We start from the raw sequence: 26,911 nt of genomic DNA, 5'->3' as shown, positions 1-26,911 counted from the left end.
GTGGGTATGTTGGAAATAGTAAAAAAAGCAGCCATTGGGGCAAATGACGCCACCAACCCTGTTAACGTGTTATTCGGAAAAGTAATAAAGGCCTCGCCTTTTGAAATTGAGATACATCAAAAACTGACACTTACTGAAGAGTTTCTTGTTGTTACTGATAAGGTAAAAGACTTATCGAATGGTGACAAAGTGGTTCTCTTACGAGTTCAAGGCGGTAATCAATTTATAGTACTTGATAAGGTGGTGGAAAGCTAATGGTGTTACCTGAAGGAGGCATAATCGTCACAGAGAATTTAGAGGTTGTAGACGAAGCTGACCTACCAACATTGACCTATAAGCTTGATTTTATCAGAGGAAGATGCGCTGGGATGGTGGGGGGACGCAGAGCAATCGAGCAGGCTATTTTCAAGATCCTTCAGACGGTCCGTTTTGCTCACCTTATCTACTCTGATGATTATGGTTTTGAGAATATGATGGGTTATGAAGAGCTGTTTGCCCGCGCGGAACTGCCAAGACGTATTGAAGAATCTCTTTTCCAAGATGAACGAATTACGGCCATAGAAAATATGAATCTCGAATTCAATAAAGATGAAGTAATGGTAACGTTTACCGCCATCACAAATTATGGAGATGTAGAGGTACTACGGGAGGGGATACCGTTTGTTTGAACACAAAACTTTTGAAAATGTATTGCAGGATATGCTTGATCGAGTAACGGATGATGTTGATAAACGAGAAGGATCCATTATCTATGATGCTCTGGCCCCTGCAGCAATGGAGCTAGCAGAAACATATACGTACATGGACTTGCTTTTGTTAAGGACATTTGCCTACACAGCGGATGGAGAGGATCTTGATAAGCGTGTTGGTGAATTCGGTGTTAATCGTGATCCTGCAACCTACGCTGTTAGAAAAGCAACAATCTCAGATGCAAATGGTAATCCCCATGATGATGTTCCGTTGGGTGCTCTTTTTCAATTAAACAGTATTAATTATGAGATCGGTGATAAAGTAAGCGCTGGGAATTATAGAGTAATAGCAAAGACTGCTGGGCAAGTAGGAAATATAGATTTTGGTGGTTTAATTCCAGTTGAACCTATAGAGCGTTTGGGACGAGCTGAACTAGGTGAAGTGATCGTACCAGGTGCAGACGAAGAAACAGATGAACACCTAAGACAACGATATTACGATACCGTAAACGAACCGGCTTTTGGTGGAAATATTGCTGATTATAAACGAAAAATAAACGCTATTGATGGAGTCGGCGGAACGAAAGTTTACCCTGTATGGCAGGGTGGTGGAACTGTTAAATGTACCTTCATAGCGAGTGATTACAGTGCTCCAACTAAAGAATTAATCAACACTGTACAAACAAATGTAGATCCAGAAGTGAATGGAGGAGTAGGTCTTGGGATAGCCCCAATTGGGCATCAAGTGACTATAACAGGTGTGCAAAGTAAATCTATTAATGTCGAGACCGTGATTGTCTTATTAACCGGCACTACTATAGGGCAGGTGCAATCTGAGATTGAAAAAGTAATCGAAGACTATTTTCTCTATTTAAGAAACGACTGGACCAATCAAACTCTAACTGTTCGAATGTCACAAATAGAGGCTCGAATAGTCACCATACAAGGGGTTGAAGATGTATTTGATACAAAACTAAACGGTTTGTCTAACAACGTAATCCTAGAAGATGAAGAAATACCGATATTAGGGACGGTGACCATAAATGGCTGAAAGAATTATGCAGCATCTTCCTGATTTTTACCGTCAAATATTAGAATTTATGGAACTTGATATAACGGAGACAATTGAACTTGAAAAGCTTGATCTGGCGTTAGAACAGGTTTATGATGATCAGTTCGTTTTATCTTCTAGTGAGGCGGCAGTTGAAAGACGCGAGAGAATGTTAGGCATTCAAGCCGACCCAACCATAGAATCCCTTGATTTCCGTAAAATGCGTATCCTTAATAGATACCAAACGAAACCACCTTTTACTATTCGATATTTACAGCAGAGATTAGACTTTCTTGTCGGGAAGGGTAGAACTACTGTAGAAGTAGATCCAGTGAATTTTATATTAACAGTAATAGCTGCCATAGACGAAGCTGCCGTATTTAAGGAAGTTGAGTACACAGTTAAAACTACAATCCCTGCAAACTTGTATTATCAGCAACAAACAGCCCTGAAGGATGTCATTAAATTAGTTGAAAACATATCGAAAAGAGAAATTACTTGGAATTATAAATTTGATGATACCTGGAAGCTTGGCGAAAAGCCTTTTGGATCACTTGGAACGGAGATGATCATTAAATGATATCTGCATCATTTAAAAATGATATTGCAAAATATACAGATCAGAGAGTATCAAAAGTAGTACTTAACGGTACTTTTTCGATTTCTAATTTTGAGGTAAAGTCTGTTAGTGATAACGTAATGGTTTTAAATTATATCGTTTTTGCCTCTGATATTTCGCTTATTACCAAGATTGAATTAGTTGATAGCCAAAATAAAATAATCAGCTCAAATGATGTGAACATCCCCGTTACAACTGATCAATTGATGATTCAAACTATAGAGATTAAGGAGGGATAAAATGGCAAAAGTAGATTGGACCTATGGCGAGGTTGTTAAACCAGATGATCTTAACGATATAGGAAGAGAAATTAATGACAAGGAAACACCAACGGGAGCACAGCAAAAGGTTGATGCACATGCTAATCTTAAAGACAACCCACATAATACTACAGCTGAACAAGTAGGTCTAGGCAATGTGACCAATATTAGACAAGCGAGCAAGGCAGAATTTGATAGCCATGCGGATAATATAGGGAATCCTCATCAAACAACTGCGACTCAAGTTGGTGCATACACTAAACAAGAAGCAGATAATAAATATGAAACAACTTCAGGAGCACAAAGTAAAGCGACAGCAGCTGAAACGGCAGCCATCAATTGGGCGAAATCTTTTGGAGTGGGTGATGTGGCTAAAGATATCCGTGACACTGATTTAAACTTACTTGATTTATCTGGATTTTATCGAGGACAAAATTTAGGTAATGCCCCAGAAGGTTCTAATTGGTATTATATTATTCACATTAAACACGCAAACACATATAAAACTCAGATCGCTATAAGAACGAGTATTAGCTCAACAAGAATCCATCATCGGAATTTAAATAATGGCAAATGGTCAAAATGGACTTCTTTAAATAACAATTATCGAACAAAGCTTTCTTCAGCTTTTGATATTTTAACATTGGAAGCAGGCCAGTATTATGCCGGGGGAAGTGCGATAACAAACGGACCATTAACAAATGATTCTTCTTGGTTCAATATTGATGTAACAGAAACAGAGGAGTCAGCTGCATTATCTGAGAAAATGAAACAATTCGTTGTTACTAGGAACTATGACGGAAGGATGTTCAAAGGATTTGTTCATTCTGATGGCGCTTTTAAAGGATGGAAAGAGATCGAGACTGTAGATGGGACACAATCGAAGGTCAACGCCCATGAGCAAAAGAATGACAATCCGCATAACACTACAAAAAATCAAGTAGGTTTAGGGAATGTTCCAAACTATGGAGCTGCTAGTCAGGCAGAAGCAGAAGCTGGGAGTAGTAATAGTGTACTAATGACAGCTCAAAGAACTAAACAAGCTATTGATAAGTTTGCTCAAACGCCTCCATTAACATTAACTAATGGAACCCCAAAAATTAGTTTATCAAATTCTTCACAAAGTTTATTACCTACTCTTATAGACTTAGGTGTAGGAATGCATACATTTTATGCTCATTCTAACGTACCTGATATTCCTGATACACTTAGAGGATTTATTCATCTTACAGGTGTAAATCCAGCTTATGGATATGTATGGGCAACTGATCATAGAAATAATTTATTTACAAATTATGTTAATAATAATGTTTGGACAGGATGGCGAAAATTAAATAATTCATCCTATGTTGTAGCAACTACACCATCAACAGGTACAAGACAAGCGTTAACAAAAGGAGCAAATAATAAACTTAACTTTTCCCGGGAATTATGTGACTCAGGTAATGATTATAATGTATCCAATATGAGATATACAGCTAGATATGATGGGCTATATCTATTCAATGCTAGTGCATTTTTTGAGTCACCATATGTCTATCAAAACTTCGAATTGAAGTTATATGTAAATGACAGTGAAAAAGCTGTCATTGGAAATGTAAGAAACAGAGCAGAAACACCTTCGACAACATACAACTTTGAACAGATTGTTAGCGGGTCAGTAGTGCTTAATCTAAAAGCCGGGGATTACGTGGAACTTTACGTATACGTTGGGCAAACTTCTCAATGGGATGAATTTGCTTTGCGTTATCATGACTCTAGATTTAACTATTTTATTGTCACCGAACTAGGGGGTAAAGATTATGACAGTTTCTTCTAATATGAACTTTGACGCAGCCATAAGAAGGTTATATCCAGATGCAGTCCCTAACGTAGATTATGTTATTACAGCAGATGTTGAAGGTAGACAGTCAATAGCACATTGGGATTATAACGACGTTCCCTTACCTACTTTGGAAGATATTCAAACAGCGTGGGAAGAAGTATTGGATAATCCACCAAAAGACCCTTTGACGCCAGCAGAGGAATTGCTGGCTGTGAAACTACAGCTAGCTTCTGTTCTAAAAATCAATGCGGAAAAGGAAATAGAGTTACAAAAACTAAAAGAGCAGAACGCTTTTTTAATAGTGAATGGCGCTCAAAAAGAAATAGAGTTGCAAAGTATAAAAGAGCAGAACGCTTCAATTTTATTAATCTTAGCGCAAAATAATCTAGTGTAGGAGGGGTATATAATGGACTGGTTTAAACCTATTAAAGGATACTATGATGAGGGATTTTACACTAAGGACGACGTAAGAATATTTGTTATAGCTTCCTGGATTACAAAGGAACAATACAAACAAATTACAGCCGTGGACTATGACCCGGCAGCATAACCTTACTGGGTCTTTGTTATAGAGGAGGGCAAGGGCATGGAGGTAAATAACTTGGATATTTGGCAGCAGAAAATCCAGAGTGATATTGAAGAAATTAAAAAACACGAAAAGAAACAAGATGAAAAAATTGAACAATTGACCAAAAGAACTGATGAGCACGAAAGAGATATCAAATATATAAAAGTTACTTTATCAGAGATTAAAGATGATACTAAATGGTTACGGCGATCGATTACAAACGCGCTTATTGCTGCGTTAATCGGTGGAGCTGTGGCCATTTTTTATGCAGCAATTAAAATTGGAGGGTGATTAATATGATTAACTGGAAAATACGATTTAAAAACCCGGTATTTATTGGGCAGCTACTTCTGTCCTTTATTATTCCGATTCTTGGTTATTTTGGAATAACAGCGCAGGACATAACAACTTGGGCGTCTTTGTTCAGTTTATTGATTGACGCTTTTTCAAATCCCTATGTTGTTTTATTGGTGATTATTAGCGTTTGGAATGCGGTAAATGACCCAACAACAAGAGGTATTCAGGATAGTAACTTAGCAAGACAATATGAATTCCTTAAAAAATAGGCTGTCCACAAGGGCGGCCTTTTCTATTGCTCTAAAGGGGGTGTTTTCAATGTAGACTCGTTTGTTCATAAAAGCTTATCTATATAAATCACAAAAAACAATGATAAAGGAGAGGTTTTATTATGGTAAAAATTTATATTGATCCAGGTCATGGCGGTACTGATCCAGGTGCAGTAGGTAATGGTTTACAGGAGAAAGCATTAACCTTACAGATTGCTACAAGAGTAAGAGATTTATTAAGAAATTATAGTAATGCTGATGTTCGTATGAGTCGCACAGGAGATCAAACTCTATCACTTGCACAAAGAACGAATGATGCTAACTCTTGGGGAGCGGACTTCTTTCTCTCCATTCACATCAATGCTGGCGGCGGTACAGGGTATGAAGATTATATTTATCCTGGTTTAGGCGCACCAACAACCACTTATCAGAACCTTATTCATGAAGAAATTTTGAAAGTAGTTGATTTCCGTGATCGCGGTAAAAAGCAAGCTAATTTCCATGTTCTAAGAGAGACAAGAATGCCAGCTCTTTTAACAGAGAATGGATTTATTGATACTGTAGCCGATGCAAACAAGTTGAAACAGTCATCCTTTATTCAAGCTATTGCTCAAGGTCATGTGAACGGCTTAGTCCGAGCATTTAATTTAACGCCATCTGGTGGAGCAGTTTACCATACTGTAGTTTCTGGTGATACAGGCTATGCATTATCACGCAGATATGGCAGCACGATTCAACAAATCCGTAACTGGAATGGGTTGGATGCTAACTATACAATTCGTGTTGGACAAGTATTAAGAGTACTATAATTGAAAATAAAGCCCTTCTCAATTGAGAGGGGCTTAAAATTAATTATCAATTAAATACTTTTCTTTGAAAATAAAATGAAGTAGCATAATTCTAACGGCTAGGGTAAACTTTTCATTCTCATTTAATTTGTTTGGGTCATTTAAAAAATCTTTAAATTTTTGGGTACTTACTTTACTGTAAATAGCCAAAGTCTCATAGCTTAATCCTAAGTTATTATGCAAAGAATCAATTATAAAATATAATCGTTCAGTTTCATCTATACTATCCATGTGGGTTAATAGAGTAGAGATTTCAATTGATTCATAGTATTCGTTGCTATCTTTTTTAGTACCAATAATTGAATCCAATAAATCATCTGACATTTTATAAATATTTTTTAATACCTCTATATTATCTTCTAATTTTATACTTTCCAATTTTCATCCTCCTAATATACTATTTACAAATAATAGGTAATTAAGTTGATATTAACGGGTAATTTCAAATAATTCATAATATGGGATAAAGGTTATTTGTATTTTGGGGATAACATTATATTTTCTCTAATAGAGTTTTTCTATCCAAAAGAATAAGTGTAATATGAAAAAACCTAAATAGTTTTATTATGATACATATCAAATTTGCAATTTGCGTAAAGTAAAAGAATTAAAGAAGCCCTTCATTTGAGGGGCTTCGGTTATTTTTCGTAGAGACCTTTATTATATTTAAATTCATCAATTGATTCATCAAACTTTCTCTTTGAGAGTTGCGACTTAGATAAATTAACTGGTAAAAGGTATGAAATAAATTCATTTTCTACAAAGTTTTTACCCTTTCCAGAATTCTTTTGAAAAACTACATTAAGAATGTTTTTTTGATGGTCAACTAAAAGTAGCATAAGTTCTTTTATATATTCAAAAATAAACTTAGCATAGGAATATGCTTCCTTCTTGCTAGGTATATACCCTTTATGGATGACTTTATTTCTGAATTCAACTTCTTGATTAGGGATTTTAGGCGGAGCTTTTGTGAATTCTGTTACGTATAAAAAATAAAAAGCGCCTATCTGTCTTTCGGATTGTTTAGAAACTAATTTCCACGTTTTTTCATACTCAGCAAAGGGAACATCATTTTTATCTATGAGTACTTTAATAAAAAATTCATAAAACCTTTCTAATGATGCAGCAAAACTTGAAACTGCTTCTCTATAATATCCGTCAAATAAAGCGAGTGCTCCCATATCATATAGAATAGAAAACTTCTCATCATAAATTGTTAAATTTGATGTATGACCATAGTTACATTCAAAAGTATAATCTCCTGTATCATTCATATCTATAGAATTCATACTATAATTCTCGGTAGTGACACACTCCTTGCATGGATAAATAAATTTCATAAGTTTTACTCCTTTTCAATTTTTATCTATGTTTATTTTGTGAATTCATTTTAAAAAACAACTTAATTTCATTTATAGTAATACCAAAACACTTTGCTTCAATAATCAACTCAACCCACTCATTATCAAGCTTTATAATTCACCACGCCCCTTATTATTAAAATTCTTCATGTAGGTCATTTGTCCTTCTTTGACATAAAAAAAATAACCCTTCTCAAAAGAGAGGAGTCTAAATTTTAGAATGAAGTTCATTATTAATTAATCTTTTTGCTTCTGCAATTGTTTCCTTAAATGTCACTCCTGTGCACTTGATTACAACTGCCCCTATTTTGGCAGTTACAGTTACTGTTTTTTTATCTGCACAGATATGGTAAGTAACACCACTTTCAATAAAGCCCAAAGGCTCGTATTTCACTTATGATTACCTCCTTTCTAACTATAATATTACTACGTTATAGTTCTAAAGTCCTTTTTGTTTAGGTAAAAATCTAATAATTCCTCACACTTATTTCTAAGTCGTGGATTGAAATAATTATGTTGTTCTTCATATCCCTTATATAGGAATGAAAACATCGTAAAAGTGTCATCATGGCTAATTTGATGAACCTTCATATTACCTTTCCTCATTTTGTCTCTTACTTCTTTTAGGTCCCGTTGCACCTTCTTCAGTGTATTTTCCACAAGAGTTAGATAAGGACGGTTAATCTTAAATGGTGCCTTTTCAATTATCTGCAAATCACGTTCAAGAATGATGACTATCATGGGTAAGTATATGGCCTGTTCAATAAGATCACGATCATTTTCCGGTATCCTAGTCATTGTCATATCCTTTCAGCAGCAATTATCTTATCGATATGTATACATTTCATTTCATAATCAGTTTGAATTTCCACCCTAATTTCTTTCTTTATCATATCCAATTTATCAACGATTACAGTCATATGATTGGAGAAACCATTCTGCCAAGTGGAAATCTTAATAGGCAGGCTGTAATCAAAAGAATCCATAATAACAATTTGTATTTCTTCCAATTGCTGCTCATCGAGCTGCGGCTTTGATGTTTTATTGGCATCAACCTCAATATCTTTAAGTATCTTCACATGTTCCGGCATAAAAAAAGCGCTCTGCCATTTCATTTTCCCACGGTCACGAATCATAATTCCATCCCCTTACGTTTATATTATATGCAAACATATGTTCCTTTATCAATTGAAATAGAACAAAAGTTCGTATATAATTTATGGTAACAAGATGAATGAGGAGTGAAGATAATGGGAGTAAAAATGCCTAAGAAGTCTAAACCTCAGCGACCTTCAAGGGATGAATTTGAATTAGAAGAATTGGGAAATGCAGTAGTTGAAGCTCATAGAGAGAAAAGTGATGTTTTGATTACTTTATGGCAAAGAGAACCCGTACAAGGGAAAATAGTTAAGCTTGATGTACAATCTCAGCTTATACATATTGAAAGTAGCTATAACACGATTAAAGTGAAGTTCATAGATATATTATCCATTCAAAGCGCTCCTCAATAAGAGGGCGCTTTTGAAATTTAAAAGAGGTTATTCTACAAAAGCCACTGTTAGTTTAAGTACATTTCTCCACAAATTGAATAAAAAGCAATGCTTATTGAACTCTAAGTTTTTTTCCTTAATATTATTCATTAAATATCTCTGAAATAGAATTTTCCTTAAAAAATACAAAAAAGGATATAAAATAAGAAAATTCTTTATTTTGTATATTTAAAAGTGGTAGAATATAATGGAAATTATATAGGTCATTTGCATTGATTTAAAAGATGAATTATTTGTTAGATTCTAGAAATGGAGGAGTTAATTATGGCTAAAAAAAAGACAGAATTAGAAGTAACTTTGGAATCGAGTAATCCAGAAGTACCTAGACCTCGATTAAGTAAACTAATAATAAAAAACTTTAGGTGTATTGGAAACAAACCGGTTGAAATTGAGTTGGATGATATAGTTGTTTTAGTTGGTTCAAATAACGCTGGGAAAAGCACTATTTTAAAAGCGTATGAAGTAATTATGTCTCAAGGCTCTAACGCAGGTAAACTGTCAATTGATGATTTTCCTAATGGAGAAATTATTAAAGGTTTTTATCCTGAAATAGAGTTGCATACTGTTGTTCATGATAATAGTCCCGGCGAGCGCTGGATTAGAGTGGACGAAGTGACGCAAGAAAAATATGTCCGTGAACAGTGGATTTGGGAAGATGTGGGTGCACCTAAAAGAAGAGGATATGATGTTGAACAAGAAGAATGGTCAGAAAATGTTCCTTGGGGTGCACCTAATGTGGCAAATTCTCAGCGGCCACAAGCCCATTTAGTAGAAGCGTTTGAAAACCCTGAAAAACAAGCAAATGAAATTACAGAAATACTATCTTCTATTATCTCAGAGCGAGTAAAAAGCATTTCAACAAATAAATCAAGAGATGAAAGTGACGAAGGAGAAACTGACTATGAAAAGTTATTAAACTCAATTCAGGAAATGCAAGAACAAATCTTATTGGATTCAAAAGAGCAAATAGTCCATGCAGAAAACGAGTTATCATCTCTAATTAATGATGTTTTCCCTGGATATGAAGTTAAATTTGATGCTAGACCTCACGAAGATCTTGAAAAAAGTATAAATTTATTTAAAGCAAAATCCCAACTATTAATGGGACCACAGGGAGGTTACCAAAGTTCAATTGCAAGGCAAGGTAGCGGAGCCAGAAGAACACTCTTATGGGCTGCACTTCGTTTTGTAAATGAGACTGAACTAAGTAAGAAAAAGAAGAGCGAAAGACCTCATGTTTTACTATTAGATGAACCGGAGCTCTGTTTACATCCTAGTGCTATTCGTGAGGCGTGTAAAAGTCTTTATGATCTTCCTAAAAATAGAAATTGGCAGGTCATGGTTACTACTCATTCGCCTGCATTTATAGATTTAGCAAGAGATAATACCACAATTGTAAGAGTGGAACGTAGTGATAGTGGAGATATAAAAGGGACAACTTTATTTAGACCAAAAAGGGCTTTACTTGATATTAATGATAAAAAAAGATTAAAACTTTTGAATATGTTTGATCCCTATGTCGCAGAATTCTTCTTTGGAGGTCATTCAATTATTGTTGAAGGAGATACTGAATATACTGCATTCAAATATATATTGGAGTCAGAACCTGAACTATTTAAGGGGGTTCACATTATTAGGGCAAGAGGAAAAGATACCATTGCATCGCTAGTGAAAATTCTAAATCACTTTGATTCATCTTATTCAGTTCTTCATGACAGCGACAGACCCTATACAAACAAGATAAAAATTAATGGTGAACCAAAGAAAAATAAGGCTTGGACATCGAATGAGAAAATAATTGAATCGATAAGAATGCATAATACTCCTGATAAAGTGCGACTTTTAGCATCTGTTCCAAATTTTGAAGAGGCATACTTTAACGAGGAAGTAAAAGGAGAAAAACCCTATAATGCATTGATGACATTGACTGAGGACACTGATGCATTCGATAGAGTTCGTCAGCTGCTTAAAGCACTTATTGACCATACAGCATCTACTCCGAATGGATGTATTGAATGGGAAACTACCTCTGAACTTTTGACCGAACTTGAAAATCGAGGAACGGATGAATTGGTTGAACCTCTTTAATCCTTCATAGATGTAAGACATATTAGTCGCTCTTAGTTTTCCTGTTGCTTCTGTCATTATTGTTGGTGCATGCTTTCTCTTTTTGATGTGTATTTCAGAGAAGGCTTGGACGGCTATCCAAAATAGTACGTTAGAGTATGTGTTGATTCAAGTTTCACCGTTGATTTTGAATGTACTTAAGCAATTGGGGAACGCTATATAAAAAAATTTTAAGCGCTCCTCAATAATGAGGGCGCTTTTTAGATTGCTTAGGTACAAAGGCATTACTGTTCGCCTTCACCTTGTTTATTCATTTCTGTTAACGTAATAATTAATCCTGTAAAGTAAATCAAGCCTGTTGAAATTGCTATGCTTTCATACCCCATGTCTACCATTAACCAAACAGTTACACCTAAAAATATAGTAACTGCTAAGATCGCAGCATGCACAATTAACTTCTCATACCATCTCAAAACTACCACTTAAACGTACCTCCATCATAAGAATTTGAAATTTATAAAGACAGAAAGGGCTATTTATAAATCTTTGTGGTAACATTCAAATTGAGGTACATATTACAATGAGAAATAAATTGTATTTACGTAAAGTATGTATGCCTCTACTTAAATACCAAGAATCAGGTATTAAGTAAGCAAACGATTTTTATTGGTAGCTTGAATGCCTCTATCGTGCATCCTAGGGAAGTGTATAAAGAAGCTTTCCGCCGATCCGCAGCTTCTATCATATGTCTTCACAATCATCCCTCCGGCGATCCAGAACCAAGTAGAGAGGATATCGATGTAACAAAACGGCTTGCTGAATGCGGTAAAATAATTGGCATTGAGATTCTCGATCATATAATAATCGGGGAAAAGAAATTTGTCAGCTTAAAGGAAAAAGGTTATTTATAACACTATGTTTTTATTTGATGATACGATATAATATTGTTTATGATTTTTTACGTAAATACTTAAAAAAAAATACTGCTTTTAAACCAAATAATAGAAAAAAGATTAGATTTTCACCTTATATATAAAATTGTATAGGTATCAGAAAGGGAGATACAAATTATGTTTGGAATCGGGACTAAAGACCTTGGAATAGATTTAGGTACAGCTAATACGCTAGTATTTGTTAAAGGAAAAGGAATTGTAGTAAGAGAACCATCTGTTGTAGCACTTCAAACAGATACGAAAAGTATTGTTGCTGTCGGTAATGATGCAAAGAATATGATTGGCCGGACTCCTGGAAATATCGTTGCATTACGTCCGATGAAAGATGGAGTAATTGCTGATTATGAAACAACAGCGGTTATGATGAAATACTATATCAAGCAAGCAAATAAAAATAATGGTATTTTTGCAGGCAAGCCTTATGTAATGGTTTGTGTTCCTTCAGGAATTACTGCAGTTGAAGAACGTGCAGTTGTTGATGCTACTCGTCAAGCAGGCGCACGTGATGCTTATACAATTGAAGAGCCATTTGCAGCTGCTATTGGCGCTAATCTTCCTGTATGGGAGCCAACTGGAAGCATGGTGGTAGATATTGGTGGCGGTACAACTGAAGTAGCGATTATTTCTCTTGGTGGCATTGTAACTAGCCAATCAATCCGCATTGCTGGTGATGAGATGGATGATGCAATTATAAATTATATTCGTAAAACATATAACTTAATGATTGGTGATCGTACATCTGAAATGATTAAAGTTGAAGTGGGCTCAGCAGGTGAACCTGAAGGTGTCGACAATATCGAAATTCGAGGCCGTGATTTACTGACAGGCTTACCGAAAACGATCGAAATTACTGCCGAGGAAATTTCAAAGGCGCTTCGCGACACAGTTTCTGCTATTGTAGATGCGGTGAAAGTGACCTTGGAAAAAACTCCACCTGAGCTAGCAGCAGATATTATGGATCGCGGAATTGTATTAACTGGTGGCGGTGCATTGTTGCGCAACTTGGATAAAGTGATTAGCGAGGAAACAAAAATGCCGGTATTAATTGCAGAAAATCCACTGGATTGTGTAGCAATCGGCACTGGAAAAGCTTTAGAACATATCAATTTATTTAAAAATAAAGTCAAGGATTCCCGTTAATGTGTAAAGGCATTTGCGGCATGAAGGCAGGAGCGAGTTTAAAGGCATCGATGAAGTGTGCATTGATGCCTCATTCTCCTGGTTATACAACGCAAGGCAGAAATCTTAATAAATCGAGGTGTTCAAAATGCCACAGTTCTTTTTGAATAAACGCCTGATTATTTTGCTTGTTAGCATCATTATTCTTGTGGCATTAATTGGGTTCTCATTAAGAGAACGAGAAAATGTGACATGGCCAGAGCAATTTTTAAAAGATATGACCGGTTGGGTACAAAATACTGTTTCAGGCCCGACGCAATATATAGCTGGTTTCTTTGAAAATGTGCAAGACTTGCAAAATACATACACGGAAAACAAAGAACTGAAGTCCAGATTAGATGAGCTTGCATTTTTAGAAGCGGAAGTGCAAATGCTGCAAAAAGACAATGATGAGCTTCGTGAAGTAATTGATAAAGAGGGTAGCTTAAGTGCGTTTGATCCGGTGCATGCAGCAGTTGTAGGCAGAAATCCGGATAGATGGCATGAGCTTTTGACAATTAATAAGGGGTCAAGGGATGGCGTTGAACCAAACATGGCTGTCATTACATCAAACGGCTTGATTGGAAAAGTCAAAAGTTCACAAACATTTACTTCAACTGTGCAGCTTTTAAGTTCTATGGATCCGACCAATCGCATTTCTGCGGCTGTACAAGTGTCGGGTGATAAGAAAAACGAAAAAGTATTTGGTCTGATCGAGGGTTATGATGAGAAAAGAAAGCTTTTGCTTTTAACTAAGATTCCATATGATGCGAAAATTGAAAAAGATCAAGCTGTTGTTACTTCAGGATTGGGTGGCGTTTTCCCAGAGGGGCTTCCGATTGGAAAAGTAGTTGAAGTGACGCCAGCTGAATACGGTCTTACTCAAACGGCTTATATTGAGCCAGGAGCGGACTTATATGATATTCAGCATGTAATGGTAGCCAAAATCAGCAGCATGAGTCCGGAGATACAAAAGGAGCTACAGCGATCCAATGAGGAGGAAGACAATTGAGAAAGGTCATTCTCCCTCTCTTATTCATTCTGCTTTTTGTGTTTGAGAGTACTTTTGTGCAGATGGTCCCACCAAAAGAATTTTTTGGGGGTGAGCGCTTTCTTATACCGCATTTCTTAATGATTGCGATTCTTTTTTTGACAATCTATGGATCGGCAAAGTACGGGATCCTATATGGGGTCATTTTCGGGTTATTATTTGATATAGTCTATATAGAAGTGATTGGCATTTATCTATTCTTGTTTCCTGTGATAGCCTATATCGTTTCACAAGTGATGAGAGTGCTGCAAAATAATATGGTCGTGACGAGTCTAGTCGTGCTCTTTGGTGTGGCAGTTTTAGAGAGTGGATCCTATGGTATGAATCTCATCATAGGCCGTACTGAAATGACGTTTGCGGACTTCTCATTTATTAGGCTCATTCCGACCCTCATAATAAATTTAGTTTTTATCATTTTGGCAGTCTATCCTTTAAAGAGACATTTTGAAAAGTTTATTGAAAGTTTGTCGGAATAATAAATAAGAAACCGGTTAATTCTCCGGTTTTCTTTGATTAAAATCTCTTTTGTATTATGTTTTCGTATGGACCTCTTAGTTAAGTCATAGGTAGAATGACCGGAGATGCTTTTATATGTGCATCTCTCGAATAAGATTCAATTGATGAGAAAAAGGAATTTAGTAGGCTTCTGTCGAATTCTTTCATAATATCAGAAAAAATCTGTGAATCAGAATGCGGTTGAGCGATATGACCCACATGTTTTCTAGGGTCTATATATATAAGTTTGCTCACTGGACGCTGGAGCTTTTCTTGAGGTGAACATCTTGAAATGAATAGAAAACAAAATGTAACAATAAAAGGCACAAAAGATGGGCTTACGCTTCATCTTGATGATGTATGTTCCTATGAAGAATTAAAAAAAGAATTAAATCAAAAGTTAACTGAAAGCAGCCGTTCTAGTGAAGACCGGTTAATTTCAGTTATGGTGCATACAGGCAATCGATATTTGTCGGAAGCTCAAGAAGAGGAAATAAAAGAGCTTATTAGACAGAAGAAAAACCTCGTTGTAGAATCGGTCCGCTCTAATGTTATAACAAAAAATGAGGCGGAAAAATTAAAGCAAGACAACGAAATACTGTCGATTGCACGGATTATTCGATCAGGTCAGGTGTTAGAGGTTCCAGGCGACCTTTTGCTCATTGGTGATGTGAACCCGGGCGGAACGGTAAAAGCTGGTGGTAATATATTCATCATGGGTGCATTAAAAGGAATTGCTCATGCTGGTATCAATGGAAATAAAGAAGCTGTTATTTCTGCTTCTGTTATGAAACCAACTCAGCTGCGCATCAGTGACAGTTTAACGAGAGCACCTGATGACAATGTGGAAGAAGGCAAACGAGAAATGGAATGTGCTTACATAGACGAAGATAATCAAATTACAATCGATAGATTACAAGTTTTGATGCATATTAGGCCAAATTTATCTAAATTGCAAGGGGGATTCTAGTGTGGGAGAAGCGATAGTCATTACATCCGGTAAAGGCGGTGTTGGTAAAACAACGACATCGGCAAATATTGGGACAGCTTTAGCCCTGCAAGGAAAACGGGTTTGTCTAGTAGATACAGATATCGGTCTAAGAAACCTCGATGTAGTAATGGGACTTGAAAACCGCATTATTTACGACCTTGTAGACGTAATTGAAGAACGCTGTAAAGTGCCACAGGCGCTTGTGAAGGATAAACGTTTCGATGACCTCCTGTATCTTCTGCCAGCAGCACAAACAAGTGATAAAAATGCTGTCAATTCAGAACAGATGAAGAAGTTAATCGATGAATTAAAGCAAGACTATGATTATATCATTATTGATTGCCCAGCTGGTATTGAACAAGGCTATCGCAACGCAGTAGCCGGTGCGACTAAAGCGATTGTCGTAACGACTCCAGAAGTATCCGCAGTCCGTGATGCAGATCGCATTATCGGGCTGTTAGAGAAGGAAGAACATATTGAATCACCGAAGTTAATCATTAACCGTATCCGTCCGCATTTAATGAAAAATGGAGACATGCTGGACGTCGAAGAGATTACCAATCACTTATCGATTGATTTGATTGGGATTGTCGCTGATGATGATCAAGTAATTAAGGCATCTAATCATGGAGAACCCATTGCGATGAATCCAAATAATGTTGCTTCTATTGCTTATCGTAATATCGCACGGCGCATTTTAGGTGAATCTGTCCCGCTTCAACAGCTTGAGGAAGAGAATCCAGGCGTATTTACGAAAATCAAAAAGTTTTTTGGTGTTAAATAACATTCAAGGGCTGGGGAATTTCCTCAGTCCTTTTCGTATGGGAAAAATTCGCGAACAATTGAAAAAGGTGCTGCCATTAATAATGTGGAAAGATACCTACCCAACAAGCATTCCTATCCGTCAATTCGCTTGGCTAAAAGCAATTCAGTTTATCACCCCTGACATCTCTTTGATTTCACTTAATTAAAATTAATCGGCCTATTGCAGTCATACTCGACTGGGACAACTCATAAACTTGTACAAACTGGTAATGAATAGGGTGGGGAATGTTATGAGTTCACGAGCTGATGAAATACGCAGAAAAATGGCTAAGCGCAAAAAAGAAAGAGACAGATTAACTAAAACAAATAAGAATAATCAACAAGTTTGGCCGGATGATGAAGAACGCTATGGCTTTAGTAAACTTCCTTCATATGATGGACCTCCTCCTGAAGATAAGAATGGCCATCCATTATTTCGTAAGGAAGTCTTTTTCTTTAAGGTACTAGCTTCTGCTTGTTTATTTTTAATAGTAGCTATTATGTTTAAAAATGAATCAGATTCATTGGCTCAGGCGAGGGCATACGTTGAACAAACTATGGAAAAAAGCTTTCAATTTGCTGCAGTTTCTAAATGGTATGAAGATAAGTTTGGCACCTCCTTTGTTTTGCTGCCAACTAAGGAGAAGGAGCAGGTAAAAGAATCTAACCATCCAGGCTACGCTCTACCCGCCTCCGCCAAAATTCTTGAAGAGTTCGAAGAGAATGGACAGAGAATTTCTATCGAAACGAATCAAGGAGAAATGGTTGCAGCAATGAATGAGGGACTTATTGAATACGCTGGAGAAAAAGAGGGCTTTGGAAAAACCGTTATCATTCAGCATGCAGATCAAAGCCAATCCTGGTATGGTAATCTTGATGAAATCAATGTAAAGGTTTTTGAATATATAAAAAAAGGAACAGATGTTGGACAGGCGGCATCAACTGAGGATGGTAAAGGCTTATTTTATTTTGCTATTAAAAAGGGTGATGAATTTGTTGACCCGTTCCAGGTGATTCCTTTTGATTAAACTGCTTAATTTGTTTAGACAAATTCAAATCCATCCTCTTTTATGGGTTGTTATGGGATTGGCGATTATAACAGCCCATTTTATGGAATTATCTCTATTGTTATTGATTATTTTTATACATGAAATGGGGCATGCAGCTGCAGCCGCACTTTTCTCATGGAGAATAAAGCGTATTGTCCTTCTTCCGTTTGGCGGTGTCGCAGAGATGGATGAACATGGGAATCGTCCTTTAAAGGAAGAGGTTATTGTTATCCTTTCTGGTCCTCTCCAGCATGTATGGATGATAGCGGCAGCTTTTATTGCCTATGAATTTTCTTGGATATCAACGGAAATGTTTACTTTGTTTTTTCAATTTAATTTGATGATTCTATTTTTTAATTTATTGCCTTTATGGCCACTAGATGGCGGAAAACTTGTATTTCTTCTTTTATCATATCGCTATGCTTTTCCGGTTGCACATCGAAAAACACTATTAATATCTGCTGTTGGACTCGTCATCTTTTTCCTTTTTATCCTAATTACGACCCCACTGAATATAAATATATGGATTATACTTGCTTTCTTAATTTTTTCTTTATACTATGAATGGAAGCAAGGAAGATATGTTTTTATGCGGTTCCTTCTTGAACGACATTATGGGAAGAACAGCGATTTTCGTACTTTAAAGCCCCTTGTTGTTAAAGAAGAGGATGCAGTGATTGATGTATTGGAGAAGTTTCAGCGCGGCTGTAAACATTCCATAATTGTTGAGAATAGAGGCAGCGAAAAAGGTTCTTTGGATGAAAACGAATTGCTCCATGCCTACTTTTCTGATAAAATTCTGACAGCTAAAATAGGCGATCTTGTTTATATTTATTAATAGCCTAAGTGAAAAAAAGCGAGGATCAAGTATTGAATAGATTAGTAATTAATTATATAACAACTGAAAAAAGGTTCGCCTTAATAAAAAATGATACTGTTGAAAAACTATATATTGAGCAGCCAACGGTTACTTCATCCGTTGGTCATATTTATCTAGGAACCGTTGAAAAGGTGCTACCGGGATTAAATGCTGTATTTGTTGATATAGGTGAGGGAAAAAGCGGTTTCCTCCATAGAGATAAGCTGGCAAGCTATGTACAGGCAGAAGAAACTTCGGCTAAGCAAAGTCGAAGTATTTCTTCGTTTGTTCATCAAGGCGAGAAGCTGCTTGTCCAAATTGAAAAAGATGCTACAGGAACAAAGGGCCCGCGTCTAAACGGGGTAATTGAACTGCAAGGTACACATCTTGTGTACATGCCCGAAGGACGTTATATTGCTGTATCTAAAAAGCTGACAGATCCTGCTATTCGTGAGCAAAAAAAGCAATTAGGCTTTGAAATAAAAACAGATAATGAAGGGCTTATCATTCGAACCTCCGCAGCTCATACTCCTGATGATTGTTTAGCTGCAGAGTTAGAGGAGAAGCGGAATCATTATAGAGAGATATTGAATAAGGCCGAAAGCATGAAAAAATCCGGTGTGATCTATAAAGAAGACACTTTTTTAACAAAAGCCATTGCAGAAATACAGAAAATGGATGAAGGGACAATCACTACAGATCATTTGGAGTTAAAAAATAAACTGCAAAAACTTACATCCCTGCCAGTTGAGTTCTATTCCGGCAAAGAAAATGTTTTTTCTACATATAAACTTGAGCATGAAATCGAAAAAACATTAAAAAGAATTGTCTGGTTAGAGAATGGCGCTTATCTCATTTTTGATGAAACCGAAGCTTTAACGGTGATTGATGTAAATACTGGCAAGTTTTCTGGCAAGCACAGTCTTCGTGATACGGTCATTAAAACAAACGAGTGGGCGGCAGAAGAAGCGGCTCGGCAAATTCGGCTGCGTGACTTAGCTGGCATGATATTAATCGATTTTATTGATATGAAGGAAGAAAAGGATCGAAAGTATATACTCAAAAAAATGGAGTCAGCACTAAAAAAAGACGATCGGCAAATAAAGCTAATCGGCTTTACACCTCTAGGTATTATGCAAATGACAAGGAAAAAGACTAAGGTCTCATTATCTGAAAGCCTAGAAAAAAAGTGTGCGGTTTGCGAAGGGACAGGCAGAGTGTTAAGCGCTGAAACGATTGCTTTTCGCCTTGAGAGAGAACTTTGGGAGCATCGCCATCAAACGGAAGAAGCGGTTCTCGTTGAAACGACAAATGAGGTCAAGGCAATTTTCTCTGGTGAGCAGGACCTTCATCTAGGTCGCCTGGAAGATTCAATCGGAATGAAAATTATTTTTGCTGTAAAGGAAGCGGAAAAACCTTATTATCGAATCAATCGCTTTGGCTGCGAGCAGGAATTAAAACAGAAATTACATTGACATTACTCAATAGTTTATGATAATATTTTGATGTTATGTTTGTAGCGCCCATGCTACAACCGCACAGAACAGGTGATAAGATTTTGCTTTATGCAAAACGCCTGATGATGGCGAGTCTTAGTCTTAGAGGAGGTGCAGTTATGTACGCAATTATTGAAACTGGCGGAAAGCAAGTACGTGTAGAAGAAGGACAAACAATCTACATCGAAAAACTTAATGCAGAAGCAGGCGAAGCGGTTACTTTTGAAAAAGTTCTATTCGTAGGCGGAGACAGTGTAAAAGTAGGAAGCCCTGTTGTTGAAGGTGCTACTGTTACGGCAAAAGTTGAAAAACAAGGCCGTGCGAAGAAAATCACTGTTTTCAAATACAAAGCTAAGAAAAATTATCATAAGAAACAAGGTCATCGTCAACCATATACTAAAGTTGTTATTGAAAAAATCAACGCATAAGGTTGTTTTAAGATGATTCAAGTTACGATTAATCGTAAAAGTTCAGGAGTCATTCAATCATTCACAATAAGCGGTCACGCATTCTTTGCAAATAGAGGTAAAGATATTGTCTGTGCAGGCGTATCTGCTGTATCAGTCGGCGCAATTAATGCAGTGCATGCCTTAACTGGCATCACTCCAGACATTGAACACGATGAAACAGGTCTTCTCTCATGTGTCATTCCGGATGGGATTGCGGAAGATGTAAATGAGAAGATTCAGCTATTGCTAGAAGGAATGGTCGTTTCATTGCGAGGAATAGAAGAGAGCTATGGACAAAATATAAAAATAACCTTCAAAAAGCAGGAGGTGGAATAAATGCTATTAAAGTTAGATCTTCAGTTGTTCGCTTCTAAAAAAGGAGTAGGTTCTACAAAGAACGGCCGTGATTCAATCTCTAAGCGCCTAGGTGCTAAGCGTGCGGACGGTCAATTCGTATCTGGTGGTTCCATCCTATATCGTCAACGCGGAACTAAAATTTATCCAGGTGTAAACGTGGGTAAAGGTGGAGACGACACTCTTTTCGCGAAAGTGGACGGTGTTGTTAAATTCGAACGTCTTGGACGTGACCGTAAGCAAGTGAGCGTATACCCTGCAGCTCAAGAAGCATAAGATTTAGTGGAAAACTCTAACCATTAATGGTTAGAGTTTTCTTTTTATATGAAATGCGGAGGCGACTGTTCAGGGGCGACAAGCTAAAGGCGCCTCGGAAATGAAGGCGTACTTTGTCTGCAATTCTGAGGTGACTTAAGACCTCGAGTCTTAGGCGGTGAAGCTGGACAAAGAAATGCGGAGGTGGGCGCGCAGGCTAGACCTGCCACGTCCTGTGGCAACACCTGCATGACCAATATCCTCTTGGCCTCACAAGCTTAAGTCACATTGGAAATGAAGGTGTATTTTGCCTCTTCAGTTCCAATGTGACTTAAGATCTCGATGGGATAAGCTGGACTTTAAAGAGAAAAGCAGATCTAACTTACCCAGGCGATAAGCTTACCGAGTTGCTAGTTTATACCAAATTGCTTCCTCAATCAGCTAAGAATTAGAAAACTTATCAGAATTGAATAATTTCTAAATGCTTTTATTCTTGGTTCAGTTGGTTATATTAGCTAAATTATGCGATTTAGTAGAAACATTTAAGCTTTTCTTCGTAAAGGTACATACGTCTATATGCTTTTTTGATATACTTACAGCATGCAGTAACGTAAAAAACCTTAATCGAAGTGTAGGAGTCAATTATGGAAAAAGACTGGGATATCATAGAAGTGCTACGTCATGCACGGCATGACTGGCTAAACAAAATACAACTAATCAAAGGCAACTTAGCTCTTAACAAAGTGGATAGAGCGAAAGAGATAATAGATGAGATTGTAGTGGAAGCCCAGCAGGAAGCTAAGCTTTCTAATTTGCATCTCCCTGAATTTGCATCACTTCTGTTTACATATAATTGGGAAAATCATATGTTTCAACTTGAATATGATGTTTTAGAGGGCTATAAATGCGATAGATTGGACGACAGCCGTCTTGCAGAATGGACGAAATCTTTTTTCTCCCTTCTTAATAGAGCTATCCAGCCTTTTAATGACAATCATTTATCTGTATCAATAGAGCCGCAAAAACAAGGAGTCCGTTTCTTTTTTGATTTTAGCGGGATAATAATACATAAGAAGGATGTCGAATCATTTTTTGAAGACTTTCCATCCGATTTAGTGCTGTCACTTCAGTCATTTACTACCCAAGAGCTCTCTTTTGATGTGCTCATGCGTTATGGTGAAGAAAATACTGAGGAGTAAAGTCTGCGACTAAATAGTCACGATTCTTTTTATGTACATAAAGGTATTGTCCTTCCGAGGTAAATATACTGAAGAAAGACAAGCTGGAAAATGTATAGCAAAATGGTTTGTGGGCTCGAGATCCTAAGTGAGGGATAACCCAAAAGATACAGTACTCCTTTATGGTGCTGTTTCTTAAGCTTGTTGCCTATAAGCGAACCATGTTCGCTTTACAAGATAGGAGGAAATTGATCGTATGTTTGTTGATCAGGTCAAAATATATGTAAAAGGCGGCGATGGAGGCAACGGAATGGTTGCATTTCGCCGAGAAAAATATGTACCAAAAGGGGGCCCGGCCGGCGGAGACGGTGGTAAAGGGGCTAATGTAGTATTTATTGTCGATGAAGGTTTAAGGACATTAATGGACTTTCGATATCAGCGGCATTTTAAAGCGGATCGTGGAGAGCATGGCATGTCTAAAAACCAGCATGGTCGAAATGCAAAGGACATGGTTGTAAAAGTTCCCCCTGGAACAGTTGTTAGCGATGCAGAAACAGAAGAGGTTATTGCCGATTTAACTGAACATGGACAAACGGCTATCATAGCCAAAGGCGGCCGTGGCGGGCGAGGCAACACACGCTTCGCTACACCTGCTAATCCGGCTCCTGAGCTGTCAGAGCACGGTGAACCAGGTCAGGATAGAGATATTGTAATGGAACTGAAGCTTCTTGCTGATGTGGGTCTTGTTGGGTTTCCAAGCGTAGGTAAATCAACATTGCTTTCAGTTGTATCCTCTGCACGTCCAAAAATTGCAGAATATCATTTTACAACGATAGTTCCGAATTTAGGTATGGTAGAAACAGAAGATAACAGAAGCTTTGTTATGGCAGATCTACCGGGGCTAATTGAGGGCGCACATTCAGGTGTTGGCTTAGGTCATCAATTCTTAAGACATATTGAAAGAACACGTGTCATTGTCCATGTAATTGATATGTCGGCTATCGAAGGCAGAGATCCTTATACTGATTATGTAACCATTAATAATGAGCTGACGGAATATAACTTGCGCCTGACAGAAAGACCACAAATCATTGTTGCGAATAAAATGGATATGCCTGAAGCTGCAGAAAATCTGCAGAGGTTTAAAGAACAGCTTGAAGATGATTATCCAATTTTCCCAATTTCAGCTGTTACCCGCAGTGGATTAAGAGAGCTATTATTTGCTATTGCGGATAAAGTGAGTGAAACGCCTGAGTTCCCGCTTTCTCATGAAGAAGAGGATACAGGAGTCCATCGCGTTCTTTATAAGCATGAAGCAGAACAAGTAGAATTTGCTGTTAAGCGTGATCCAGCAGGTACGTTCATTGTATCTGGTGATGCAATTGAAAAGCTATTCAAAATGACAGATTTCACTAGAGATGAATCTGTACGCCGTTTTGCAAGACAGCTTAGAGGTATGGGTGTAGATGATGCCCTTCGCGAAAAAGGAGCAAAAGATGGAGATACAGTAAAATTAATGGACTATGAATTTGAGTTTATTGATTAACCTTTTCTAGGCGATGAGGTGAATGTATGAAACAAGATAAATCTGATAAAAAGTTTTTTTTAGTGCGTGAAGACGTTTTGCCTGAAGCAATGAAAAAAACCTTGGATGCGAAGGAAATGATTGAGCGAGGAAAAGCTGAATCGGTATGGGATGCGGTACAGAAGGTAGATTTAAGCCGCAGTGCATTTTATAAATATCGAGATACTGTTTTTCCTTTCCATACAGTTGTGAAGGAACGAATTATTTCATTGTTTTTTCACCTTGAGGATCGTTCAGGAACTTTATCGCAGCTACTGGGTGTAGTTGCATCATCTGGCTGTAATGTTTTAACGATTCATCAGACCATTCCGTTACTAGGCAGAGCGAATGTGACACTCTCACTCAATGTGGCAGATATGGCAGTCGACATAGATGATTTATTAACGAATTTGCGTAAATTGGAATTCGTGGACAAAGTGGAGGTGCTTGGTTCAGGGGCGTAATAACGTTCCTGAGCTAAGCTCCCATTTTTTGTTTTTACATGATTGTTGTAAAGTGATAAAGTACTATTATGAGTTTTCTTATTTTTTCAAAAATAGTTCCAAAGAGTGAGCAGTTCTGGAGAGGAGTAGACTGACTATGAAAATTGGATTCTTAGGTCCAAAGGCGACATTTACAGATATTGCGGTTCGCGGACTGTTTCCAGGGGGTACCGCCATCCCTTTTCCAACAATCCCTGCTTGCTTCGATGCGCTGGCAGAAGAGGCAATTGATTTGGCCGTTGTACCGATAGAGAACGCATTAGAGGGGTCCGTAAATATTACCTTGGACTACTTAATTCATGAAGCCATGTTCCCGATTGTAGGTGAAGTGACTGCACCCATTCGCCAGCACTTAATGGTTCATCCGGCTAACGTGAATGAATGGAATGAAATAAAATCGGTTTACAGCCATTCACATGCGATTGCACAATGCCATAAATTTTTACATTCAAGTCTTAAAGGTGCTCAGCTGGTTAACACAACATCGACCGCTGCGGCTGCTAAGCACATTCAGGATCATCCGCATGAAAAGGCAGCGGCAATTGCCAACCTTCTTGCTGCTGAGGAGTATGGGCTTGAGATTGTAAAAAATGATATTCATGATTTTTCCCATAACCATACCAGGTTTATTGTTATTTCAAAAACTGCAGAAACATTGCAAACAGAGAAAAAAGAGTTTAAAGGACATAAAACAAGTGTCATGGTGACTCTGCCTGATGATCGAGCTGGAGCACTCCATCAAGTCTTATCCGCGTTTGCCTGGAGAAAGTTGAACCTTTCCAAAATAGAATCAAGACCGATGAAAACAGGGTTAGGTAATTACTTTTTTATTATTGATATTGATATGCAGGAGGATGAGGTGTTAATTCCTGGTGTTACAGCCGAGCTTGAAGCACTGGGCTGTAAAGTGAATATCTTAGGTAGCTACCCTTCCTTTCAGCTTGGGAAGGATAGTCTAACAGTCAGTTGAACACATAAGTGGTAAGGGGAAATACAATGATAAAACCAAGCTCTGTTCTGCTTTTTGTAACCAGAGTTTGGTTTTATCCCAAACAAAGGTCTAGTTAGAGGGAGAAGGTAGAAAAAAAGCGATAATAACCCCAACCCAGATCAAAATCGACTGAGAAGGTAGAAAAAAAGCGATAATAATCCCAACCTCAGATCAAAATCGACTGAGAAGGTAGAAAAAAAACGATAATAACCCCAACCTCAGATCAAAATCGACCGAGAAGGTAGAAAAAAAGCGATAATAATCCCAACCTCAGATCAAAATCTGCTGAGAAGGTAGAAAAAAAGCGATAATAATCCCAACCTCAGATCAAAATCGGCTGAGAAGGTAGAAAAAAAGCGATAATAATCCCAACCACAGATCAAAATCGGCTGAGAAGGTAGAAAAAAAACGATAATAATCCCAACCACAGATCAAAATCGGCTGAGAAGGTAGAAAAAAAGCGATAATAACCCCAACCTCAGATCAAAATCAACTGAGAAGGTAGAAAAAAAGCGATAATAATCCCAACCACAGATCAAAATCGGCTGAGAAGGTAGAAAAAAAGCGATAATAATCCCAACCTCAGATCAAAATCGACCGAGAAGGTAGAAAAAAAGCGATAATAATCCCAACCTCAGATCAAAATCGACTGAGAAGGTAGAAAAAAAGCGATAATAATCCCAACCACAGATCAAAATCGGCTGAGAAGGTAGAAAGAAGCCAAACAACATCCAAGTATTCCGCGTTTACATCCTCCAATCACCAAAAAAGCCACCCGAACTTTCAGGTGGATGGCAATAATATTATTCAACAAGAAAGCCTTTTTCCTTCAATGCTTGTTCAGCTTCATCCAATTTACGTTCATGTGAAGCGGAGATGGTATGAAGATGGATTCCGCCTGTTAGTTCAGACAAGTAAGCGGAACCTGTTGAATGAATCTTGTCCATAAAATGCTTCACTTCTTTTCTATTTGAAACCATAATGGAGGCTGTCAAGTCACCGTAGACTGGGTGCTCAATTGTGACATCCTTGACAGTTACACCGTAGTCAACGAGCAAGTTAAGCTCCTCCTCTGTTCGATCAGGCGGATGATAGCTTGCTATGGTTCGGATAGCTACAGGAACGGGAGATGCCTGGTTTAGCCGTATATATCCTTGACTTGTGGCGATAATTGGCTCACTTCTAGCCTTCAGTAAAGTAATGTCACCGACAATTACTTGTCTGCTTACATTTGCTTTTGCAGCCAGTTCGCTTCCGGTAACCGGTTGGTCACTTTCCTTTAAAATTTGGAGTAATAATTCTCTTCTTTCCTCTCCGAAGATTTTCTTTTGGTCGCTCATGCGGTACCCCCTACATA

At 37.5% G+C, this 26,911-nt stretch carries 37 protein-coding genes, 1 pseudogene and 1 other annotated feature; of the genes and pseudogenes, 30 read left to right on the top strand and 8 right to left on the bottom strand.

From position 1 onward, the window contains the following. Nucleotides 1-6: 6 nt before the first annotated feature. From J2S17_RS08755 to J2S17_RS08705, 11 genes are all read left to right on the top strand, one after another. On the top strand, nt 7-255 hold the full coding sequence (locus J2S17_RS08755) for a DUF2577 domain-containing protein (protein WP_307473899.1): 249 nt from the start codon (nt 7-9) through the stop codon (nt 253-255). Beyond that, nucleotides 255-668 (top strand): DUF2634 domain-containing protein, encoded by a 414-nt coding sequence (locus tag J2S17_RS08750; RefSeq protein ID WP_307473897.1) that lies wholly within the window; start codon nt 255-257, stop codon nt 666-668. The genes J2S17_RS08755 and J2S17_RS08750 overlap by 1 nt, the downstream gene beginning before the upstream one ends. Next, on the top strand, nt 661-1,740 hold the full coding sequence (locus tag J2S17_RS08745; RefSeq protein ID WP_307473896.1) for a baseplate J/gp47 family protein: 1,080 nt from the start codon (nt 661-663) through the stop codon (nt 1,738-1,740). The genes J2S17_RS08750 and J2S17_RS08745 overlap by 8 nt, the downstream gene beginning before the upstream one ends. Beyond that, a complete protein-coding gene (locus J2S17_RS08740; protein WP_307473894.1) occupies nt 1,733-2,320 on the top strand; it encodes a putative phage tail protein in 588 nt (195 codons plus the stop codon). The genes J2S17_RS08745 and J2S17_RS08740 overlap by 8 nt, the downstream gene beginning before the upstream one ends. Then, nucleotides 2,317-2,598, top strand: a complete 282-nt coding sequence (locus J2S17_RS08735; protein WP_307473892.1) for a ketopantoate hydroxymethyltransferase — start codon at nt 2,317-2,319, stop codon at nt 2,596-2,598. The genes J2S17_RS08740 and J2S17_RS08735 overlap by 4 nt, the downstream gene beginning before the upstream one ends. 1 nt (nt 2,599) lies before the next feature. Further along, on the top strand, nt 2,600-4,438 hold the full coding sequence (locus tag J2S17_RS08730) for an XkdV family phage structural protein (RefSeq protein WP_307473890.1): 1,839 nt from the start codon (nt 2,600-2,602) through the stop codon (nt 4,436-4,438). Beyond that, complete coding sequence (locus J2S17_RS08725) at nt 4,422-4,838, top strand: XkdW family protein (protein WP_307473889.1); 417 nt, start codon at nt 4,422-4,424, stop codon at nt 4,836-4,838. Before J2S17_RS08730 ends, J2S17_RS08725 begins: the two co-directional genes overlap by 17 nt. Nucleotides 4,839-4,850: 12 nt before the next feature. Further along, entirely contained in the window at nt 4,851-4,994 is a 144-nt protein-coding gene (locus tag J2S17_RS08720; protein ID WP_307473887.1) for an XkdX family protein, read from the top strand. Between the two features lie 36 nt (nt 4,995-5,030). Next, nucleotides 5,031-5,303, top strand: coding sequence for a hemolysin XhlA family protein (locus J2S17_RS08715; RefSeq protein ID WP_307473885.1), 273 nt, complete (start codon nt 5,031-5,033; stop codon nt 5,301-5,303). 5 nt (nt 5,304-5,308) lie between these two features. Then, nucleotides 5,309-5,578, top strand: a complete 270-nt coding sequence (locus J2S17_RS08710) for a phage holin (RefSeq protein WP_307473883.1) — start codon at nt 5,309-5,311, stop codon at nt 5,576-5,578. A gap of 122 nt (nt 5,579-5,700) precedes the next feature. Beyond that, the gene (locus J2S17_RS08705; RefSeq protein ID WP_307473882.1) at nt 5,701-6,387 is read left to right on the top strand and encodes an N-acetylmuramoyl-L-alanine amidase family protein; all 687 of its coding nucleotides are present in this window, start codon (nt 5,701-5,703) and stop codon (nt 6,385-6,387) included. Nucleotides 6,388-6,426: 39 nt separating this feature from the next. Here J2S17_RS08705 and J2S17_RS08700 read toward each other — a convergent pair whose 3' ends face one another. The 6 genes from J2S17_RS08700 to J2S17_RS08675 form a co-directional block, all read right to left on the bottom strand. Beyond that, a complete protein-coding gene (locus J2S17_RS08700) occupies nt 6,427-6,804 on the bottom strand; it encodes an HTH domain-containing protein (protein ID WP_307473881.1) in 378 nt (125 codons plus the stop codon). Nucleotides 6,805-7,064: 260 nt separating this feature from the next. Then, nucleotides 7,065-7,766: a hypothetical protein gene (locus tag J2S17_RS08695; RefSeq protein ID WP_307473880.1), complete on the bottom strand. Its 702-nt coding sequence runs from the start codon at nt 7,764-7,766 to the stop codon at nt 7,065-7,067. A gap of 22 nt (nt 7,767-7,788) precedes the next feature. Further along, nucleotides 7,789-7,902, bottom strand: coding sequence for a DNA-binding anti-repressor SinI (sinI, locus tag J2S17_RS08690; RefSeq protein WP_307474222.1), 114 nt, complete (start codon nt 7,900-7,902; stop codon nt 7,789-7,791). 93 nt (nt 7,903-7,995) lie between these two features. Then, nucleotides 7,996-8,181, bottom strand: coding sequence for a hypothetical protein (locus tag J2S17_RS08685; protein WP_307473879.1), 186 nt, complete (start codon nt 8,179-8,181; stop codon nt 7,996-7,998). 32 nt (nt 8,182-8,213) lie between these two features. Beyond that, entirely contained in the window at nt 8,214-8,585 is a 372-nt protein-coding gene (locus J2S17_RS08680) for a YhjD family protein (RefSeq protein ID WP_307473878.1), read from the bottom strand. 2 nt (nt 8,586-8,587) lie between these two features. Then, nucleotides 8,588-8,923: a YolD-like family protein gene (locus J2S17_RS08675; RefSeq protein WP_307473877.1), complete on the bottom strand. Its 336-nt coding sequence runs from the start codon at nt 8,921-8,923 to the stop codon at nt 8,588-8,590. 114 nt (nt 8,924-9,037) lie between these two features. Between J2S17_RS08675 and J2S17_RS08670 the strand changes: the two genes are divergently transcribed. Together J2S17_RS08670 and J2S17_RS08665 are read left to right on the top strand one after the other, a co-directional pair. Beyond that, complete coding sequence (locus J2S17_RS08670) at nt 9,038-9,298, top strand: YolD-like family protein (RefSeq protein ID WP_307473876.1); 261 nt, start codon at nt 9,038-9,040, stop codon at nt 9,296-9,298. Nucleotides 9,299-9,601: 303 nt separating this feature from the next. Continuing rightward, nucleotides 9,602-11,425, top strand: coding sequence for an ATP-dependent nuclease (locus tag J2S17_RS08665; RefSeq protein WP_307473875.1), 1,824 nt, complete (start codon nt 9,602-9,604; stop codon nt 11,423-11,425). 263 nt (nt 11,426-11,688) lie between these two features. Here the strand turns inward: J2S17_RS08665 and J2S17_RS08660 are convergent, their stop codons facing one another. Then, a complete protein-coding gene (locus J2S17_RS08660) occupies nt 11,689-11,886 on the bottom strand; it encodes a hypothetical protein (protein ID WP_307473874.1) in 198 nt (65 codons plus the stop codon). Between the two features lie 126 nt (nt 11,887-12,012). Between J2S17_RS08660 and radC the strand changes: the two are divergent. From radC to pheA, 17 genes and pseudogenes are all read left to right on the top strand, one after another. Continuing rightward, nucleotides 12,013-12,315 (top strand): annotated as a pseudogene (gene radC / locus J2S17_RS08655) (RadC family protein); the annotation flags it as partial. Between the two features lie 159 nt (nt 12,316-12,474). Continuing rightward, entirely contained in the window at nt 12,475-13,497 is a 1,023-nt protein-coding gene (locus tag J2S17_RS08650; RefSeq protein WP_307473871.1) for a rod shape-determining protein, read from the top strand. A gap of 127 nt (nt 13,498-13,624) precedes the next feature. Next, the gene (mreC, locus tag J2S17_RS08645; protein WP_307473869.1) at nt 13,625-14,527 is read left to right on the top strand and encodes a rod shape-determining protein MreC; all 903 of its coding nucleotides are present in this window, start codon (nt 13,625-13,627) and stop codon (nt 14,525-14,527) included. Further along, nucleotides 14,524-15,042, top strand: a complete 519-nt coding sequence (gene mreD, locus J2S17_RS08640) for a rod shape-determining protein MreD (RefSeq protein ID WP_307473868.1) — start codon at nt 14,524-14,526, stop codon at nt 15,040-15,042. Before mreC ends, mreD begins: the two co-directional genes overlap by 4 nt. Nucleotides 15,043-15,353: 311 nt before the next feature. Next, nucleotides 15,354-16,031 carry a septum site-determining protein MinC gene (minC, locus tag J2S17_RS08635; RefSeq protein WP_307473866.1) on the top strand — a complete coding sequence of 226 codons (678 nt, stop codon included), beginning with the start codon at nt 15,354-15,356 and terminating at the stop codon, nt 16,029-16,031. Nucleotide 16,032: 1 nt separating this feature from the next. Continuing rightward, entirely contained in the window at nt 16,033-16,836 is an 804-nt protein-coding gene (gene minD, locus J2S17_RS08630) for a septum site-determining protein MinD (RefSeq protein WP_307473864.1), read from the top strand. Nucleotides 16,837-16,873: 37 nt separating this feature from the next. Next, the gene (locus J2S17_RS08625) at nt 16,874-17,023 is read left to right on the top strand and encodes a hypothetical protein (protein WP_307473862.1); all 150 of its coding nucleotides are present in this window, start codon (nt 16,874-16,876) and stop codon (nt 17,021-17,023) included. An 84-nt stretch (nt 17,024-17,107) separates the two neighbouring features. After that, nucleotides 17,108-17,884, top strand: coding sequence for a M23 family metallopeptidase (locus J2S17_RS08620; protein WP_307473861.1), 777 nt, complete (start codon nt 17,108-17,110; stop codon nt 17,882-17,884). Next, a complete protein-coding gene (locus J2S17_RS08615) occupies nt 17,877-18,743 on the top strand; it encodes a M50 family metallopeptidase (RefSeq protein ID WP_307473859.1) in 867 nt (288 codons plus the stop codon). Before J2S17_RS08620 ends, J2S17_RS08615 begins: the two co-directional genes overlap by 8 nt. A 32-nt stretch (nt 18,744-18,775) precedes the next feature. Then, complete coding sequence (locus J2S17_RS08610; protein ID WP_307473857.1) at nt 18,776-20,239, top strand: Rne/Rng family ribonuclease; 1,464 nt, start codon at nt 18,776-18,778, stop codon at nt 20,237-20,239. A 47-nt stretch (nt 20,240-20,286) separates the two neighbouring features. After that, nucleotides 20,287-20,367, top strand: a sequence feature (ribosomal protein L21 leader region). A gap of 12 nt (nt 20,368-20,379) precedes the next feature. Further along, nucleotides 20,380-20,688, top strand: a complete 309-nt coding sequence (gene rplU, locus J2S17_RS08605) for a 50S ribosomal protein L21 (RefSeq protein ID WP_307473855.1) — start codon at nt 20,380-20,382, stop codon at nt 20,686-20,688. Nucleotides 20,689-20,700: 12 nt separating this feature from the next. Then, the gene (locus tag J2S17_RS08600; protein WP_307473852.1) at nt 20,701-21,045 is read left to right on the top strand and encodes a ribosomal-processing cysteine protease Prp; all 345 of its coding nucleotides are present in this window, start codon (nt 20,701-20,703) and stop codon (nt 21,043-21,045) included. Beyond that, nucleotides 21,046-21,339, top strand: coding sequence for a 50S ribosomal protein L27 (gene rpmA / locus J2S17_RS08595; protein WP_307473850.1), 294 nt, complete (start codon nt 21,046-21,048; stop codon nt 21,337-21,339). A gap of 623 nt (nt 21,340-21,962) precedes the next feature. Continuing rightward, on the top strand, nt 21,963-22,517 hold the full coding sequence (locus J2S17_RS08590; protein WP_307473848.1) for a sporulation initiation phosphotransferase B: 555 nt from the start codon (nt 21,963-21,965) through the stop codon (nt 22,515-22,517). Between the two features lie 235 nt (nt 22,518-22,752). After that, on the top strand, nt 22,753-24,042 hold the full coding sequence (gene obgE, locus J2S17_RS08585; protein WP_307473846.1) for a GTPase ObgE: 1,290 nt from the start codon (nt 22,753-22,755) through the stop codon (nt 24,040-24,042). A 26-nt stretch (nt 24,043-24,068) separates the two neighbouring features. Further along, a complete protein-coding gene (gene thrR / locus J2S17_RS08580; protein WP_307473844.1) occupies nt 24,069-24,524 on the top strand; it encodes a transcriptional regulator ThrR in 456 nt (151 codons plus the stop codon). Between the two features lie 136 nt (nt 24,525-24,660). Further along, complete coding sequence (gene pheA / locus J2S17_RS08575; RefSeq protein WP_307473842.1) at nt 24,661-25,533, top strand: prephenate dehydratase; 873 nt, start codon at nt 24,661-24,663, stop codon at nt 25,531-25,533. Nucleotides 25,534-26,357: 824 nt separating this feature from the next. Here pheA and J2S17_RS08570 read toward each other — a convergent pair. Then, nucleotides 26,358-26,894 carry a transcription repressor NadR gene (locus J2S17_RS08570; protein WP_307473841.1) on the bottom strand — a complete coding sequence of 179 codons (537 nt, stop codon included), beginning with the start codon at nt 26,892-26,894 and terminating at the stop codon, nt 26,358-26,360. Nucleotides 26,895-26,911 lie beyond the last annotated feature (17 nt).

The organism is Cytobacillus purgationiresistens, assembly GCF_030813235.1.
GTDB lineage: Bacteria > Bacillota > Bacilli > Bacillales > Cytobacillaceae > Cytobacillus > Cytobacillus purgationiresistens.
This window is presented reverse-complemented; position numbering and strand designations above follow the sequence as displayed.